We start from the raw sequence: 14,356 nt of genomic DNA, 5'->3' as shown, positions 1-14,356 counted from the left end.
CGCATCAAACCTCAAATTCATTCATCAAGTCGTCCATCAACGCCAGCCGGTCCTGCCGGGCCAGCGGCGCGGCGCCGGCAGGCATGCGCGCCGCCAAGCGCAGCGCCAGCTCCGACAGCGTCGGCGCTTCGAACACGGTGCGTACAGGGATGTCCCAGGCGTGGCGGCTGGCCAGGGTGGAGGCCATGCGCATCGCCATCAGCGAGTGCCCGCCCAGTTCGAAGAAATTGTCGTTGCGGCCTACGCGCTGCCCATCCAGCAATTCGGACCATAGCTGCGCCAACGCCGTTTCGATCTCGCCTTCGGGGGCCTCGTAGGCGCGCAGCGGCGCCGCCTCCGCCGCCGGCAGCGCCTTGCGGTCTACCTTGCCGTTGGCGTTGAGCGGCAGCGTGTCGAGCACGGTGATCACGGCGGGCAGCATGTAATCCGGCAGCGCCGTCGCCATCGACGCTTTCAGTTGCGCGGCGTCCAGCATGCCAGCCTGCCGCGCCGACACGTAGGCCAGCAGTCGCGTGCCGGTGGCGCCCTCCTCTGCCACTACGACCGCCTCGCGCACGGCGGGGTCGGCGCGCAGTTGCGCTTCGACCTCGCCCAGCTCGATGCGGAAGCCGCGTATCTTGACCTGGTGATCGATGCGGCCCAGGTAGTCGAGCTGGCCGTCGGCGCGCCAGCGCACCAGGTCACCGGTGCGGTACAGGCGCTCGCCCGACGCGCCGGTGGGGTCGGCGATAAAGCGCTCGGCGCTCAGGCCGGGACGGCGCCAATAGCCCTGCGCCAGGCCGACCCCGCCCAGATACAGTTCGCCGGCGACGCCGCGCGGCAAGGGATTGAACGAGTCGTCGAGCACATGGGTGCGCAAGCCCGCCAGCGGCCGGCCGATCGGCACCGCCAGTACCCCTTCATCGCGGCAATCCCAGTAAGTGACTTCGATGGCCGCTTCGGTGGGACCGTACAGGTTGAGCAAGGCGGCCTGCGGAAAGGCGTTCAGCGCCGACGTTTGCAGCTCAGCCGGCAAGGCTTCGCCGCTGCAAATGATGCGGCGCAGTCCCACGCAGGCATCGATGCCCGGATAAGCAAGAAAGGCTTGCAGCATCGACGGCACGAAATGGATGGTCGTCACCTGATGCTGTGCGATCAGCGCCACCAGGCGCTGCGGATCGCGATGGTCGCCCGGCGCCGCCAGCGCCAGCCGCGCGCCGCTGGTCAGCGGCCAGAAGAACTCCCAGAACGAGATATCAAAGCTGAACGGCGTTTTTTGCAGCACCGTGTCGCCGGCGTCCAGCGGCTGGTGGCGCTGGCCCCAGGCCAGCCGGTTGCATACCGAGCCGTGGCGGTTGGCGGCGCCCTTGGGACGTCCGGTGGAACCGGAGGTGTAGATGACATAGGCCAGGCTGTCGCCATGCAGCGCCACGTCCGGGTTGTGGTCGCCCCCGGCCCGGGGCGCGAAGCCGTCCAGGTCGAGTAAGGCCAGTCCATGTCGCCCGGGCAGGCGCTCGCACAGATGGCCTTGGGTCAGCAGCAGCGTGACGCCGCTGTCTTCCAGCATGTAGGCTATGCGGTCGCGTGGATAATCCGGGTCGACCGGCAAATAGGCTCCGCCCGCCTTCAGCACCGCCAGCAGCGCGACCACCATCTCGACCGAACGCTCCGCCGCCACGGCCACCACCGTGCCGGGGGTCACGCCCGTGCCGATCAGATGATGAGCCAGTTGGTTGGCGCGCGTGTTCAAGGCCGCAAAGCTGAGGATGGCCTCGCCAAAACACAGCGCCGGCGCCTGCGGGCTGCGCAGCACCTGCCGCTCGAACAAGCGGTGCACCAGCGCTCCGTCCGCAAGTGGTGCGCCGCCGTCGCTCCAGGCGGCGAGTTGCGCCTGCTCGGCGGCGTCCAGCAGCGCGACATCGCCGACAGTGGCGCCGGGCTGGTTGGCCAGCGCGGCCAGCATGGCCGCGTAGTGCCCGCCCAACTGCTCGATGGTGCCGGCATCGAACAATTCCTGCGCATAGACCAAGTTGACGCCTACCCCGCCATCGCTGCGTTCCCGCACTTCGACCGTCAGCTCGAACTGCGCATCGCCAGCCGCCAGCGGCTCCGTCGCGACCGTCCATCCGGCCACGCGCCGCAGCGCGCGATGGTCTTCCGCCAGGTAGTTGAACAAGACCTGGAACAGCGGACTGTGGGCCCGGCTGCGCTCCGGCTGCAAGGCCTCGACCAGCTGTTCGAACGGCAGCGCCGCATGCGCCTGCGCGCCGAGCGCAGCTTCGCGCGCCTGCGCCAGCACCTGGGCCAGGCTCATACGTCCGTCGATGCGGTTGCGCAGCACCAGCGTGTTGACGAAGAAGCCAACCACCTGCGCCAGATCGGTGCGCGCGCGGTTGGCCGCCGGCACGCCGACGCGGATGTCGGACTGCCCGGTATAACGGTGCAGCAGCGCCTGCAGACCGGCCAGCAGCAGCATGAACAGCGTGACGCCATAGGCATCCGCCTGGCCGCGCAGGCCGGCCAGCAGCGCGCCTGGAAGTTCGAAACCATGCTGGCCGGCGCGGTAGCGCGCTTCCGCAGGCCGCGCACGGTCGGTGGGCAGCGCCAGCACCGGATGGGCTTCGCCGTGCGCAACCGCTAGCTGCTGACGCCAATACGCGAGCTGTGGTTCATGCCCTTGTCCGGGAAGGCCATGCAGCCACGCCGCGTAATCGGCATATTGCAGCGGCGGCGGCAGCGCGGCCGCTTGCACTCCCGGCAGGCCGCCGTTATACAGCAACGCCAGTTCATCCAGCAGCACTTGCATCGAAGCGCCGTCGGAGATGATGTGATGCAACACCAGCGCCAGTATCTGCACCTGCTCGTCCAGCCGCACCAGCGCCGCCCGCGCCAGCGGGCCGCTGCTCAGATCGAAGGGCTGCGAATGCAGTTCGCGCAGCGTCGCGGCGGCGCGCGCCTCCCGATCGGTAGCCGGCAGGCCGCGCAGGTCGGTGATCTGCAGGACCAGCGCCGTCTCGTCCAGCACCAGTTGTTCCGCCTCGCCGTCGGCCCCCGTGCGGAATACGGTGCGCAGCGACGTATGACGCGCAACCAGTCCGTCCAGAGCCGATTGCAGCGCCTGCGCGTGGACGCTGCCGGTGATGCGCAGCGCGCCCTGCACATGGTAGGCGCTGCTGGCGGCGTCGAGACGCCACAGGAACCACTGGCGCTGCTGCGCCGGCGACAGCGGCAATGCCTGGGCGCGTCGCTGCGGCGTCAGCACGGGAATGACGGCCAGTTCGGTGCGCACGCCGCCGTTCAGGCAGGCGCGCACGGCCTCGGCCTGCGCCGAAAAACGAGCCTGCTCGAACAGCTGACGAACCGGAAAATCGATATGCCAATGCTGCGCAATGCGCGCCGCCAGCTGTACCGCCGCCAGCGAGTTGCCGCCCACGCCAAAGAAGTGCGCGTCGGCCGGATAGGAACGGGCTTCATCATGGCCCAGCACCTCGCGCCACATGCCGGCCAGCGCCAGCGCCGTCTCGTCGGAGGCGGCTTCGGTGGCGGGCGCCTCGGCCGCTTCGCCCGATACCTGGCTGCCGTTTTCGAACAGCGCGTAGGCGTCCAGCGAACGTTCGGCCCAGCCTTGGCGGCAGGCGCCGCGCTGAAGCTTGCCGCTGGATGTCTTGGGCAGCGCGCCGGGATTGAGCAGCACCACCACCTGCGGCGCCGCGCCGCACTGCTGGCTGACCGCGGCGGCCAGCGCATCGGCCAGCGCCTGCGGCGGCACCAGCTTTTGCAGGCCGCGCGACACTTCGGCCGCCACACCCACGCCTTCCCGGCCGTCGATCTCCACCCCGAAGGCCGCCACCCTGCCCTTGCGCACCGCCTCCACCCCGGCTTCCACCGCCCGCTCGATATCCTGCGGATAGATGTTCTGCCCGCGCACGATGATCATGTCCTTCAGCCGACCGGCGACGAACAGCTGGCCGTCGTGCAGGAAGCCCAGGTCGCCGGTGCGCAGCCAGCGCGCGCCGCCCCGCTCGACGAAGGCCTGGGCGGTTTCGAGCGGCTTGTTCCAATAACCGGCCGCCATGCTGGGACCGGCCGCCCAGATCTCGCCCACGCCGCGTGCGACCATCACGCCGCTCAGCGGATCGACGATCATCACCCGATGCTCGGCCGGCACGCCGCCGCAGCCCACCAGCGCCACGCTACCGGTGGCGTCAGCCTCCACTTTGCCGGCGGCCAGCGGCGCGCTGCCGAAATGCCGTACCGTCATGCCGCCGCCGCGCCGCCCCCCGCTCACCAGCAGCGTGGCTTCGGCCAGGCCGTAACAGGCATAGATGGCGCCGGCGTTGAAGCCCAGCGCCGCGTAGCGTTTGCCGAAGGCGTCCATCGTATCGTGCCGCACCGGCTCGGCGCCGGTATAGGCCAGCCGCCAGCTAGACAGATCCAGGCCGCTTGCCGTCGCGTCCTTGATGCGGTCCAGGCACAGGCGGTAGGCGAAATCCGGACCGCCGCTGATCGTGATGCGGTGGCGCGATATCATCTCCAGCCAGCGCACCGGACGTTCAAGGAAGTAGCGAGGAGAGCTCAGTACGCAGGTAAGGCCGCTGTAGAAAGGCTGCAGCAGGCCGCCGATCAACCCCATGTCGTGGAACAGCGGCGACCACACGCCGATGATGTCGTCGGCGCCGATCGCCATCGCGGCGCGGATGGCGCGCTCGTTCGCCACCAGGTTGCCGTGCGTGACCATCACGCCCTTGGGGGTGGAGGTGGAGCCGGAGGTGTATTGAAGGAAGGCGACATCGTGCGCCGCCGGCAGGTGCGCGCGCCACGCGTCCGCGCCTGCCGGGTCGACCTGGTCCGCCAGTATCACCGTTTCGATGCCGAACTGGCTGGCGGCGGCGCCGACCAGCGCCGCGAGCGGACTGGCCGTCAGGATGCCGCGCGCCTGCGCGTCGGCGGCGATGCCGCTCAGCCGTGCCAGGTGCTGCGGCCGCACCGATTCCGGCGGAAATGCCGGCACCGCGATCACGCCAGCATAAAAGCAGGCGAACATGGCGGCAGCGTAGTGTTCATCGTTGTCGAGCATGATCAGCACGCGCTCGCCAGGTGCATAGCGGCGCTGCAGCTCGGCGGCCAGCGCCCGCACGCGGCGCGCGAAATCGCGATAGGACAGCGTCGTTTCAAGCGCCTGGCCGTCGCGTTCGGAGACGACCATCAGCGCGGTATCGCCCGGCCGGTCGGCAGCCAGACGCTCCAGGCACTCGATAAAATTCACAGGATGGACAAAAGCAGTCCCCTGCGACACGGTGGGTGTCGTCATCAGATTTCTCTCGCTTATGTATGCGTTTTAGAAAGCGCCCAGATTGCTGCGCGATTCGGCCATGGCCACGACCACTTTGCGCGGCCCTTTGAACGGTGCGCGCGCGTGCGCCACCAGCATGTTGTCGAGCATCAGCACGTCGCCGGCTTGCCAGGGAAAGGACACCGTCTCGGCGTCCAGCACGGCGCGCACTTCGTCGAGCAATCCGTCAGGCATCGCCGAGCCGTCGGCAAAATAGGTGTTGCGCGGCAGGTTATCCATGCCCAGCATCTCTTCGAGCGACTCGCGCACCTCGGGCTGCAGGTTGGAGACGTGGAAAAGATGGGCCTGGTTGAACCACACTTTCTCGCCGGTGACGGGATGGGTCTCGAACGCCTGGCACAGCTGGGTGGTGCGCAGCTCGCCGTCCGGCTTCCACTCCCAGTCGATCCCGGCCTTGCGGCAAAAGGCTTCCACTTCCGCCTTCTGCTCCGTATTGAAAACGGTTTGCCACGGCACGTCGAACTCGCCGTAGTTGCGGACGTAGACGATGCCGGCAGCGAAGCGCTCGCGGATCGCCGCCGGCATGCGCCGGTAGATGGCGCGGCTGTCGGCGATCGGCGTCTCGCCGCGCTCCCGGGCCGCCGTCACACAATGGAACCAAGCCTTCATCGGCCACATGCGTGTGTAGGCTTGTTCGTTATGCAGCGGGATCGATTGGTGCGCCGGATACTCGGTCGCCGTGTAGACGCCGCCGCCCACCTCGGTGCGCGGCGTGGAGCCGAATTCATAGCTCAGCAGCGGATGGCCGAAGCCGGCGGCGAACGCGCGGAACACGTCGACCGACGGCACGTCGAACCCGCGCAGCAGTACGCCGCCGACGGTCAGCAGTTGCGCCTCGATGGCGTCGCGCAGGCGCGGTGCGGCGTCCAGCAGCGGCTCGCCGGCGATGGCCGGGGTGATCAGCGCCGGCAACTCTGAGCCTGGCGGCGCCGTGCGTTCAAATCGTTGTATCGATACACTCATGATTATTCCTTGGTTGCGTCGATGCGAGCGCGGCTGCATGGCGCACTCCGGAAAATTGGCGCGTCAAGGTGCGCGCAATCGCCGCCAGCACTTGCTGCTCCTGCTGGCGTATGAAGAAATGGCCGCCGTCGAACCAGTCGAGCATGAACTGCCCGCCTGCCTCCTGCCGCCAGGCTTCGATGCGCTCCGGGGCGATGTCGTCGGAACGTCCGCCCAGCACATGCAGCGGCAACGGCAACGGCGGCTGCGGCACGGCGGGGAAACTGGCGCATATCCGGTAGTCGGCCGCCAGGGTGTCGAGCGTCATGCGCAGCAGTTCGGAGTTGGCAAACACCTCTTCCGGCGTGCCGCCCTGGCGGCGCAGGTCGGCGATCAGCGCATCGTCGTGGTCCTTGTCGAGATAGCGCGTGGGGTCGCGCCGCAGCGGCGCGGGACTGCCGGATGCAAACACCACGCACGGCAGCGTCCGCCCCAGCGCGCGCTGACGCTGCGCCACCGCATAGGCCAGCAAGGCGCCCATGCTGTGGCCGAACAGCGCGTAGCGGCCTTGCATCGCCGCGGCATGCTCATCGCAGATCTGCTCGACCAGGCGGACGCAGTCTTCCTGGCACGGTTCTCCGATGCGCGCGCCCCGCCCCGGCAACTCGACCGGAACGATGCGCACCCATTCCGGCAGCAGGCGGCGCCAGCGCAGATACATGGTGGCGCTGGCGCCGGCGCACGGCAGCACCAGCAGATCGATGGATGGCGACCTCACGGTGGCGGTCACTGAATGGCGGCGGTTTCGGACGGGACGGCTGGCGCGGGCTGCCCCGCCATCCACTGGCGCAGCGACAGCGGACGCATGTCGGTCCAGCTGCGCTCGACGTATTCGAGGACGGTTTTCTTGTCCCCTTTGACGCCGTCGATGGCTTTCCAGCCGCCGGGAACGGCCTTCCAATGAGGCCAGATGGAGTACTGCTCTTCGTGGTTGACGAGAACGATGAAGGTTTCGTTTTCGCGGTCAAAACAACTGGTCGACATGCGCATCCTCTTACAGTAAATAGATGCGACCTCTCGCTGTGCCGGCCCCTACGCCGACATGCTGGTCGCTCCTATTCAAGACGGGATGGCGTTCGATTTGTTTAGTCTTGGGGGTCTGGTGTTTCGCGAATATCGATATCGTTTACCGGCGGCACCAGTCCGGCAGCCAGCCATAGCCGGCCGGCGCGGTCGTAGGCCAGCCGGTGGGCCGGATCGGCCGCCAGCCACTGCTTCAATTGCGCCTCGGCGGAGTCGGTGAAGGTGTCGCGTTCATGCTGTCGCATCACCCAAGACCAGGCCAGATCCCATATCGGATCCGGCGCGGGATGCGCGGTGTCGTTCGTATTTGGCATGTGCGATTTATAGCACAGGATGTTACGGATTAACAGCCTGCGGGGTGGGCGTAACGCTCAGACCAGCAATTCGCGGCAGGAAGCGATCGCCTGCGTGGCATCCCTGAGCATGAAGTTCACCAGCGTGGCGGAACATCCGATCTGCTGCGCAATATCGCGCTGGGTCAGGCCGCCCAGCCGGTAGAGCTCGAAAACATGCCGCGTCCTTGACGGCAATCCGCCAAGGATGTGGTCGATGGCGTTGATCACCTGTATGCCGTGCAGCTGCTGGTCCGGAATGTTGCCGCCGCAAACTTGGGGCAACTCGCCGTCCTCGGGGTAAATCCGGTATGACGACTCGACGGCCTGGCGGCGGCAATGATCCAGCGCCAAGTTGCGCACCACCTGACAGCAATAGCAAAATGGTTTGAGGATATCGCGCACACCTGTCATCTCGACGATTTTCAGGTACGCATCCTGAATCACCTCGTCGGCGATTTGAGGCGTACCCACAATCTTTTGCGCAATACGGCGCAGCTGGGGGCGGTGCTCGATAAAAATATGCCCCAGGGCTGTTTCCTGCAGTTCCGTCGACATCAATCGCCTCCCGCATTGTGAAATCGGCATCGTTAATTGAAGGATAATTATTGAATGCGAATCATTATCATTTAATTTTAACGAAATGTCTACCGAATGTGCTTGGTGCGTGAGGGATAAATCGTTGGCCGGGCAACGATATCCGTCACCGCGGCTTGTCGGCGTCAGCAGTTATGCCGATGTGACGATGCCATTCAGCTTATGGACGGCTTCCGGCGGCAGTATCAACTCGGCTGCGGCGGGCTTTTGACGCAGATGGGCAAGGGATGAGGTGTCTGGAATCAGCAGGCTATTCTGCGAACGTTGCAGCAGCCAGGCCAGCGCCGTCTGCATGGGCGTGGCACCCAGCTGCGCGGCGACCTCGGACAGGATAGCCGATTGCAGCGGCGAGTAACCACCGAGCGGGAAAAACGGCACGTAGGCGATGCTGCGCGCCTGCCTCACCTGCCGCGCGGTCGCATTGCTCAAACCAATATGGCGTATCAGGCCGCGCTGCTGCAGTTCCGCCAGTGCCGTGATGTGGGCTTCAATATCGCCTTCCGCCGGCCCCATGACATCGAACATCAGACGCATGTTCACCACATCCAGTCGTTCCAGGCAGGGGTTGCGCAGGTTGAAGCGGTGCGACGGCTGGAGGCCGCCCTTGGCGTGCGCCTGCTGAACCGCACCACCCGCAGCGTCGCCACCACCGACGCCGGCCAACGCTTGCTGAGCAACTGATGCCGGCGCTGGGCGCGGTCGAATCCGCGCTGGATGTGGTGAACGGTTTTCGCGACCATCCGGCTGGCAGGCTGCGGCTCAACGTGCCGCTCAGCGTATCGAAACTGATCCTGCCGCGCATCACTCCACCGTTTATCGCCGCATATCCGGACATCTGCCTGGTGATCATCGTCGATGACAGCTTTGTCGATCTGCTGCACTCCGGCTGCGATGCCGGCGTCCGCTACGAGGAACACATGGAGCTGGAAGGTGGAGGCGGCGTTGGCCGGCAGCGGCCCCTCGCTGCACTATCCAGGTCGGCGCTATCTGCCGGCGCGCTATGCGCGCTTGCGGACTTTATTCCGACCATGCGTTGGTAGCGCCCAACACAACAAAGGCTTAACGAATTTTACGCCACCACCATGGGAGGATCTATGGTGAGTACCGAGCGGCGAACCGGTGCCGACCGCACCCGCGCCTTGCGGTGGCGAGGCAACAACGCTATCAAGATTCCAAATAATATAAATATAGCAATTCTTAAAATTTATTATTACAATTACAATTCATCGGATGTTGATTTGCAGCGAAATCTGACCCACTTCACAGCATAATTTGCACACGAAACTGACCCACGTATAAGACACAATCCTGCTCATAACATTGGAGTGGGGAATTGGAGTGATCGACGTGGCATTACTAGGCATTATTCGACGCTGGCACATTCGCGACCAGGTCCCTTTGAGAGAGATAGCCAGGCGTTTAGGCATCTCTAGAAACACCGTCCGACGCTATCTGCGATCGGAAACCGTTGAACCGACCTACGCAGAGCGGCGCTCTACCCGCGCCATCGACAAATACGCGTTCCAGCTTTCTGCGCTCTTGAAGACCGAAGCGGCGCGATCACGCAAGCAGCGACGTACGCTGAAACAGATCCATGAAGACTTGAAGGAATTGGGATTCGAGGGCTCTTACGACAGGGTTGCGGCGTTCGCGAGAACCTGGAGGGAGGGTCAAACTGAGAGGGTCAATCCGTCCAGCAAACGAACAATGCTCGAGATACTATCCCGGCCAGACTCAAGAATTTCGCCTAATGTGCAGCCAGGAAGGTAACGTACAATCACTAAGCTTGTCGGCCATACGACTTCACATCAAAGAATTGCATTTTTTAGCTGCTAAATAGGAGACGAAACCTTGTACAGCCTCATTTTTTTTACCAATGTGCTTCGGTTGCTTGAAGAGCGAGGACTTACAAAGTACGAACTGGCTGATCAGGCTGAAATTTCCATATCGTTCCTGTCTGACCTGACCAACGGCAAGGCCAATCCATCGCTAAAGATCATGGAGGCGATTGCCCAAGCGCTAGATGAGCCCTTGCCTGCATTGCTTGAAACCACCGACCTCGATCAGCAGTCGTTTTCAACGCTCGCAGGCACCTCACCAGCAAACTCACTACCGGCCGGCTACGTAAGAGCCTCGGCCATACTCACAGAATATCAAGCATTCACCGTTCAGCAGTGGGATCAGGCTAATCGGCAACTGATTTCCCAAGCACAAAAAAAGTAAGCACTTATTGCTCAGCGCCACGCCCAACGCGCCAAAATGGGCATAACGTTTGTGCAGGGTCAAACCGCTGAGATTTCACGATATAGCCTTTGATTGTGTGACATCACCTCACACAGCAAAGGTATATCGATCATGGCTGATGCAGAAGATTTCTCGACGCTAAAGGATCGGGCTAAGAAGAAGCTCGAACGCGACATGGGGCCGCTGCTGCTGGCTGCTCTGTACGATCCCAAAACAGTCGAAGTCATGCTCAATGCTGACGGGCGCCTTTGGCAAGAGCGGCTGGGCGAATCGATGAAGTGCATCGGCACGCTGCGTACAGCGCAAGCCGAGGCCATTATCAAAACAGTGGCCGGCTACCACGGAAAAGAAGTCACGCACGGTAAGCCGACGCTGGAAGGTGAACTACCGCTGGACGGTTCACGTTTCGCGGGTCAGCTTCCACCGATAGTCACCTCTCCGACGTTCGCGATCCGCAGGAAAGCCATCGCCATTTTCACGCTGGAGCAGTATGTGGCAAATGGCATCCTGTCACTCGCACACTGCACCGCCATCCAGCGCGCTGTGGCCGACCACCGAAATATTCTTGTCGTCGGCGGTACCGGATCGGGCAAGACTACCCTGGTCAACGCCATCATCAACGAAATGGTGTACCTCGATCCCTCTGAACGGATATTCATCATCGAGGATACGGGCGAAATTCAATGCGCAGCCGAGAATTTCGTGCAGTACTACACCACGTCCGACGTGACAATGACCGCCCTGCTCCGCACCACGCTGCGCATGCAGCCCGACCGTATCCTGGTCGGAGAGGTGCGAGGCCCGGAGGCGCTTGATTTGCTCGATGCCTGGAACACCGGACATGAGGGCGGCGCAGCCACGCTGCACGCAAACAATCCGGCCGCAGGTTTGATCCGTTTGAAGTCGCTCATTACCCGCAACGAATCGGCTCCCACCGACATCGAGTCGCTCATTGGCGAAGTCGTTCACCTTGTCGTCCACATAGCCCGGACGCCCGAAGGTCGGGCTGTCCACGAAGTACTTTCTGTAGCCGGCTACACCGACGGCCACTACATCACCAACAATCTTTGAGGAGGCATTGATCATGAGTCAGCCGTTCCATCGCCATTCCACCCAACGCCGGCAAGATGCGCTGTGCCTAACCCTTTTGCTGTTCGCTCTCTTACTGGTAATGATGATCCCACTGAACGCATCGGCGAGCGTGGGCAACGGTGGTTCCCTGCCCTACGAAAGCTGGCTAGAAAACCTACGGAACTCAGTCACGGGACCAGTTGCCTTCACCTTGTCCATCGTCGGCATCGTCATTGCAGGCGGGGTCCTGATCTTCGGCGGCGATTTGAACGGCTTCTTCCGAACGTTAATCTTCCTGGTACTTGTCATGGCGCTGATCGTCGGCGCACAGAACGTGATGAGCACATTCTTCGCCCGTGGCGCGGTGGTAGCGATGCTGGATCATCACACGCCGGATGGCGTGCACACCGCAGGCAGCCGGGATGCCTGATCATGGCCCTGCGTACGATACCGACCCGCCGGGCCGGCAACCGCAACAACCTGTTCATGGGTGGCGACCGTGAACTGGTGATGTTTGCCGGCTTGCTGGCCTTCGCGTTGATCTTCGCTGCGCAAGAACTGCGAGCCACCGTGTTCGGCCTCGCGCTGTGGTTCAGCACATTGTATGGATGCCGTCTGATGGCGAAGCATGACCCGAAGATGCGTCAGGTGTACTTGCGTCACCGGCGATACGTGCGGTTCTATCCACCACGCAGCACGCCTTTCCGCTCGAACTCCAGCAGCCAGGGGAGGCAATACAAATGATCGAACAACTCACGATCGGCATATCCGCCCTTGGCAGCGCGATGCTGGCGATTTTGTATGGCCGCATCCGATCCATCAACGCCGACGCGCTGCTCAAAAAACACCGCAACACCGGGCCCTCATTGGCTGATCTGCTGATCTATGCAGCGGAAGTGACGGACGGAGTCATTGTAGGAAAAAATGGTTCATTCATGGCCGCCTGGGCATATAAGGGCGACGACAACGCAAGCAGCACCGACGAATACAGGGAACGGACATCCCTTCGAATCAACCAGGCCACATCCCACCTCGGAAGCGGCTGGATGATACATGTGGACGCGGTGCGTCGCGATGCGCCGGGGTATGCGAATGCCGAGCTGTCGCACTTTCCTGACCCGGTATCCGCCGCGATCGACGAAGAACGCCGGCGTCTCTTTGAAAAACTCGGCACGATGTACGAGGGCTACTTCGTACTGACGCTCACCTATCTCCCGCCGCTGCTTGCACAAAGCCGCTTTGTCGAGATGATGTTTGATGACGAAGCCAGCGCGCCTGACCAAAAGGCGCGCACGCACGCGCTGATCGACTACTTCCAGCGCGAGTGCGCTAACGTCCAGGCGCGCCTGTCATCTGCACTAAAGCTCGAACGGCTTATGGGAAACACGATAACAAACGAGGACGGGACGACAGTCACTCACGACGACTTCCTACGCTACGTCCACAAATTCCTGGACGAGCCTGCAAAGGCAGGCAACAAACAGGCAAAGGGGGCAGTCTCGTCCCCCACCGTCAAGCCGACCAAACCGGCCGGCTTTGTTTTCAACTCTGCACCAAAGAAAGAGGAGCTCTTGTGATGGCCAGAATTCATATAACCCTGCAGGGAAAAGGCGGCGTCGGCAAATCGATGGTTGCCACAGTTCTCGCTCAATACATTGCCAGCAAGGCGGATAAGCCGGCATGCATCGACATCGATCCGGTCAACTCCACGTTCCACGGCTACCAGGCGCTGGACGTACAGCGCCTGCAGATCATGGAAGACGACGAGATCAATTCCCGCAAGTTCGATGCGCTAATCGAAATGCTGGCACCATTGACCAGTGCAGCGGTCATCGACAGCGGCGCCAGTTCCTTCGTACCTCTGTCGCACTACCTGATCAGCAATCAGGTCCCCTCCCTGTTGGCGGATATGGGACATGAACTGGTCGTACACACGGTAATCACCGGCGGCCAGGCGCTGCTCGATACGGTCAGCGGCTTCGCCCATCTCACCAGCCAATTCCCCGACGAGACGTTGTTCGTGACCTGGCTCAACCCCTACTGGGGGCCGATCGAACACGAGGGCAAGGGATTCGAGCAAATGAAAGCGTATTTATCCAACAAGCACCGGGTCTCGGCCATCGCACGCATCCCGCAATTGAAGGACGAAACCTACGGGCGGGACCTCGGAGACATGTTGCGGGCACGATTGACGTTTGACGAAGCATTGGCTTTGAGCTCGCGCGCCATCATGACGCGCCAAAGGATCAAGATCATCAAAGGGCTACTGTTCAAACAACTTGACCAAGCGACGGTGATCTGATGGCCGACCAAATCGAAGAGTTAATCCGGGAAATCGCCGCAAAGCACGGCATCGCCGTGGCTCGGGACGATCCCGTCCTCGTCCTGCAGACAATCAACAACCGATTGCTGCAAGACAGCGCGGCAGCACAGCAAGCACAACTCGATCAGTTCAAGGAAGAACTGGAAGGTGTATCGTTACGGTGGCAAACCGATGCAAAGGATAAAGCCGAGCGCGTTGTCAACGCGGCACTCGCTGCCAGTAAGTGCGCGATGGACCAAGTCCTGCAGAAGGGAGCCAGCGCCACGTCCAAGATTTTTCGATCCGAACTGGATAACGCGCTAGCTGCCGTATCCAACCACGCGCGCGAAGCACATCGGGCAGCGTTGCTCAACCTGATCGCTTCGTGCTTGACAATAGTTGCCGTCATAGCTGCTGTGTGGTCTTTCAAGTAACGCTGTGCGAACGAATTGC

General features: G+C 62.8%; 13 protein-coding genes and 3 pseudogenes. 9 read left to right on the top strand and 7 right to left on the bottom strand.

Features of this window, described 5'->3' with window-relative positions:
* Positions 1-4 precede the first annotated feature (4 nt).
* The 7 genes and pseudogenes from DUGA2_RS00165 to DUGA2_RS33060 all read right to left on the bottom strand — a co-directional run.
* The gene (locus DUGA2_RS00165) at positions 5-5,290 is read right to left on the bottom strand and encodes a non-ribosomal peptide synthetase (RefSeq protein WP_070266530.1); all 5,286 of its coding nucleotides are present in this window, start codon (positions 5,288-5,290) and stop codon (positions 5-7) included.
* 27 nt (positions 5,291-5,317) lie between these two features.
* A complete protein-coding gene (locus tag DUGA2_RS00160) occupies positions 5,318-6,295 on the bottom strand; it encodes a TauD/TfdA family dioxygenase (protein WP_070266528.1) in 978 nt (325 codons plus the stop codon).
* Entirely contained in the window at positions 6,270-7,052 is a 783-nt protein-coding gene (locus DUGA2_RS00155) for a thioesterase II family protein (protein WP_070267070.1), read from the bottom strand. The genes DUGA2_RS00160 and DUGA2_RS00155 overlap by 26 nt, the downstream gene beginning before the upstream one ends.
* A gap of 8 nt (positions 7,053-7,060) precedes the next feature.
* Positions 7,061-7,318, bottom strand: coding sequence for an MbtH family NRPS accessory protein (locus DUGA2_RS00150; protein ID WP_070267069.1), 258 nt, complete (start codon positions 7,316-7,318; stop codon positions 7,061-7,063).
* A gap of 101 nt (positions 7,319-7,419) precedes the next feature.
* Complete coding sequence (locus DUGA2_RS00145) at positions 7,420-7,671, bottom strand: FecR/PupR family sigma factor regulator (protein WP_070266527.1); 252 nt, start codon at positions 7,669-7,671, stop codon at positions 7,420-7,422.
* A gap of 57 nt (positions 7,672-7,728) precedes the next feature.
* Positions 7,729-8,247 carry a sigma-70 family RNA polymerase sigma factor gene (locus DUGA2_RS00140; RefSeq protein WP_070266526.1) on the bottom strand — a complete coding sequence of 173 codons (519 nt, stop codon included), beginning with the start codon at positions 8,245-8,247 and terminating at the stop codon, positions 7,729-7,731.
* 171 nt (positions 8,248-8,418) lie between these two features.
* A pseudogene (locus DUGA2_RS33060) lies at positions 8,419-8,940 on the bottom strand (aldo/keto reductase); the annotation flags it as partial.
* Here DUGA2_RS33060 and DUGA2_RS00130 point away from each other — a divergent pair.
* The 9 genes and pseudogenes from DUGA2_RS00130 to DUGA2_RS00095 form a co-directional block, all read left to right on the top strand.
* Positions 8,863-9,209, top strand: a pseudogene (locus DUGA2_RS00130) (LysR family transcriptional regulator); the annotation flags it as partial. The pseudogenes DUGA2_RS33060 and DUGA2_RS00130 overlap by 78 nt on opposite strands.
* 424 nt (positions 9,210-9,633) lie before the next feature.
* Positions 9,634-9,949: pseudogene (locus tag DUGA2_RS32350) on the top strand (helix-turn-helix domain-containing protein); the annotation flags it as partial.
* Positions 9,950-10,137: 188 nt separating this feature from the next.
* Positions 10,138-10,509 carry a transcriptional regulator gene (locus tag DUGA2_RS00125; RefSeq protein WP_070266524.1) on the top strand — a complete coding sequence of 124 codons (372 nt, stop codon included), beginning with the start codon at positions 10,138-10,140 and terminating at the stop codon, positions 10,507-10,509.
* Between the two features lie 132 nt (positions 10,510-10,641).
* On the top strand, positions 10,642-11,601 hold the full coding sequence (trbB, locus tag DUGA2_RS00120) for a P-type conjugative transfer ATPase TrbB (protein WP_070267068.1): 960 nt from the start codon (positions 10,642-10,644) through the stop codon (positions 11,599-11,601).
* Positions 11,602-11,614: 13 nt separating this feature from the next.
* Positions 11,615-12,031: a conjugal transfer system pilin TrbC gene (trbC, locus tag DUGA2_RS00115; RefSeq protein ID WP_070267067.1), complete on the top strand. Its 417-nt coding sequence runs from the start codon at positions 11,615-11,617 to the stop codon at positions 12,029-12,031.
* A 2-nt stretch (positions 12,032-12,033) separates the two neighbouring features.
* Positions 12,034-12,345, top strand: coding sequence for a conjugal transfer protein TrbD (locus tag DUGA2_RS00110; protein ID WP_070266523.1), 312 nt, complete (start codon positions 12,034-12,036; stop codon positions 12,343-12,345).
* Positions 12,342-13,178 (top strand): hypothetical protein, encoded by an 837-nt coding sequence (locus tag DUGA2_RS00105; protein WP_070266522.1) that lies wholly within the window; start codon positions 12,342-12,344, stop codon positions 13,176-13,178. The genes DUGA2_RS00110 and DUGA2_RS00105 overlap by 4 nt, the downstream gene beginning before the upstream one ends.
* On the top strand, positions 13,178-13,903 hold the full coding sequence (locus tag DUGA2_RS00100; protein WP_070266521.1) for a conjugal transfer protein TraL: 726 nt from the start codon (positions 13,178-13,180) through the stop codon (positions 13,901-13,903). Before DUGA2_RS00105 ends, DUGA2_RS00100 begins: the two co-directional genes overlap by 1 nt.
* Positions 13,903-14,337 (top strand): conjugal transfer protein TraM, encoded by a 435-nt coding sequence (locus DUGA2_RS00095; protein WP_070266520.1) that lies wholly within the window; start codon positions 13,903-13,905, stop codon positions 14,335-14,337. Before DUGA2_RS00100 ends, DUGA2_RS00095 begins: the two co-directional genes overlap by 1 nt.
* Positions 14,338-14,356 lie beyond the last annotated feature (19 nt).

Origin of the sequence: Duganella sp. HH101 (assembly GCF_001758795.1) — a bacterium.
Taxonomy (GTDB): domain Bacteria; phylum Pseudomonadota; class Gammaproteobacteria; order Burkholderiales; family Burkholderiaceae_D; genus Rugamonas; species Rugamonas rivuli.
The sequence above is the reverse complement of the archived record's forward strand: the minus strand, read 5'-3'. Positions and strand labels throughout refer to the sequence as shown.

Excerpts from the sequence above, each read along its gene's own strand:
- DUGA2_RS00145 (WP_070266527.1), bottom strand. The coding sequence starts at position 7,671 with ATGCCAAATACGAACGACACCGCGCATCCCGCGCCGGATCCGATATGG.
- DUGA2_RS00160 (WP_070266528.1), bottom strand. The coding sequence starts at position 6,295 with ATGAGTGTATCGATACAACGATTTGAACGCACGGCGCCGCCAGGCTCA.
- trbC (WP_070267067.1), top strand. The coding sequence starts at position 11,615 with ATGAGTCAGCCGTTCCATCGCCATTCCACCCAACGCCGGCAAGATGCG.
- DUGA2_RS00100 (WP_070266521.1), top strand. The coding sequence starts at position 13,178 with ATGGCCAGAATTCATATAACCCTGCAGGGAAAAGGCGGCGTCGGCAAA.
- DUGA2_RS00110 (WP_070266523.1), top strand. The coding sequence starts at position 12,034 with ATGGCCCTGCGTACGATACCGACCCGCCGGGCCGGCAACCGCAACAAC.
- trbB (WP_070267068.1), top strand. The coding sequence starts at position 10,642 with ATGGCTGATGCAGAAGATTTCTCGACGCTAAAGGATCGGGCTAAGAAG.
- DUGA2_RS00105 (WP_070266522.1), top strand. The coding sequence starts at position 12,342 with ATGATCGAACAACTCACGATCGGCATATCCGCCCTTGGCAGCGCGATG.
- DUGA2_RS00165 (WP_070266530.1), bottom strand. The coding sequence starts at position 5,290 with ATGACGACACCCACCGTGTCGCAGGGGACTGCTTTTGTCCATCCTGTG.
- DUGA2_RS00150 (WP_070267069.1), bottom strand. The coding sequence starts at position 7,318 with ATGTCGACCAGTTGTTTTGACCGCGAAAACGAAACCTTCATCGTTCTC.
- DUGA2_RS00095 (WP_070266520.1), top strand. The coding sequence starts at position 13,903 with ATGGCCGACCAAATCGAAGAGTTAATCCGGGAAATCGCCGCAAAGCAC.
- DUGA2_RS00140 (WP_070266526.1), bottom strand. The coding sequence starts at position 8,247 with ATGTCGACGGAACTGCAGGAAACAGCCCTGGGGCATATTTTTATCGAG.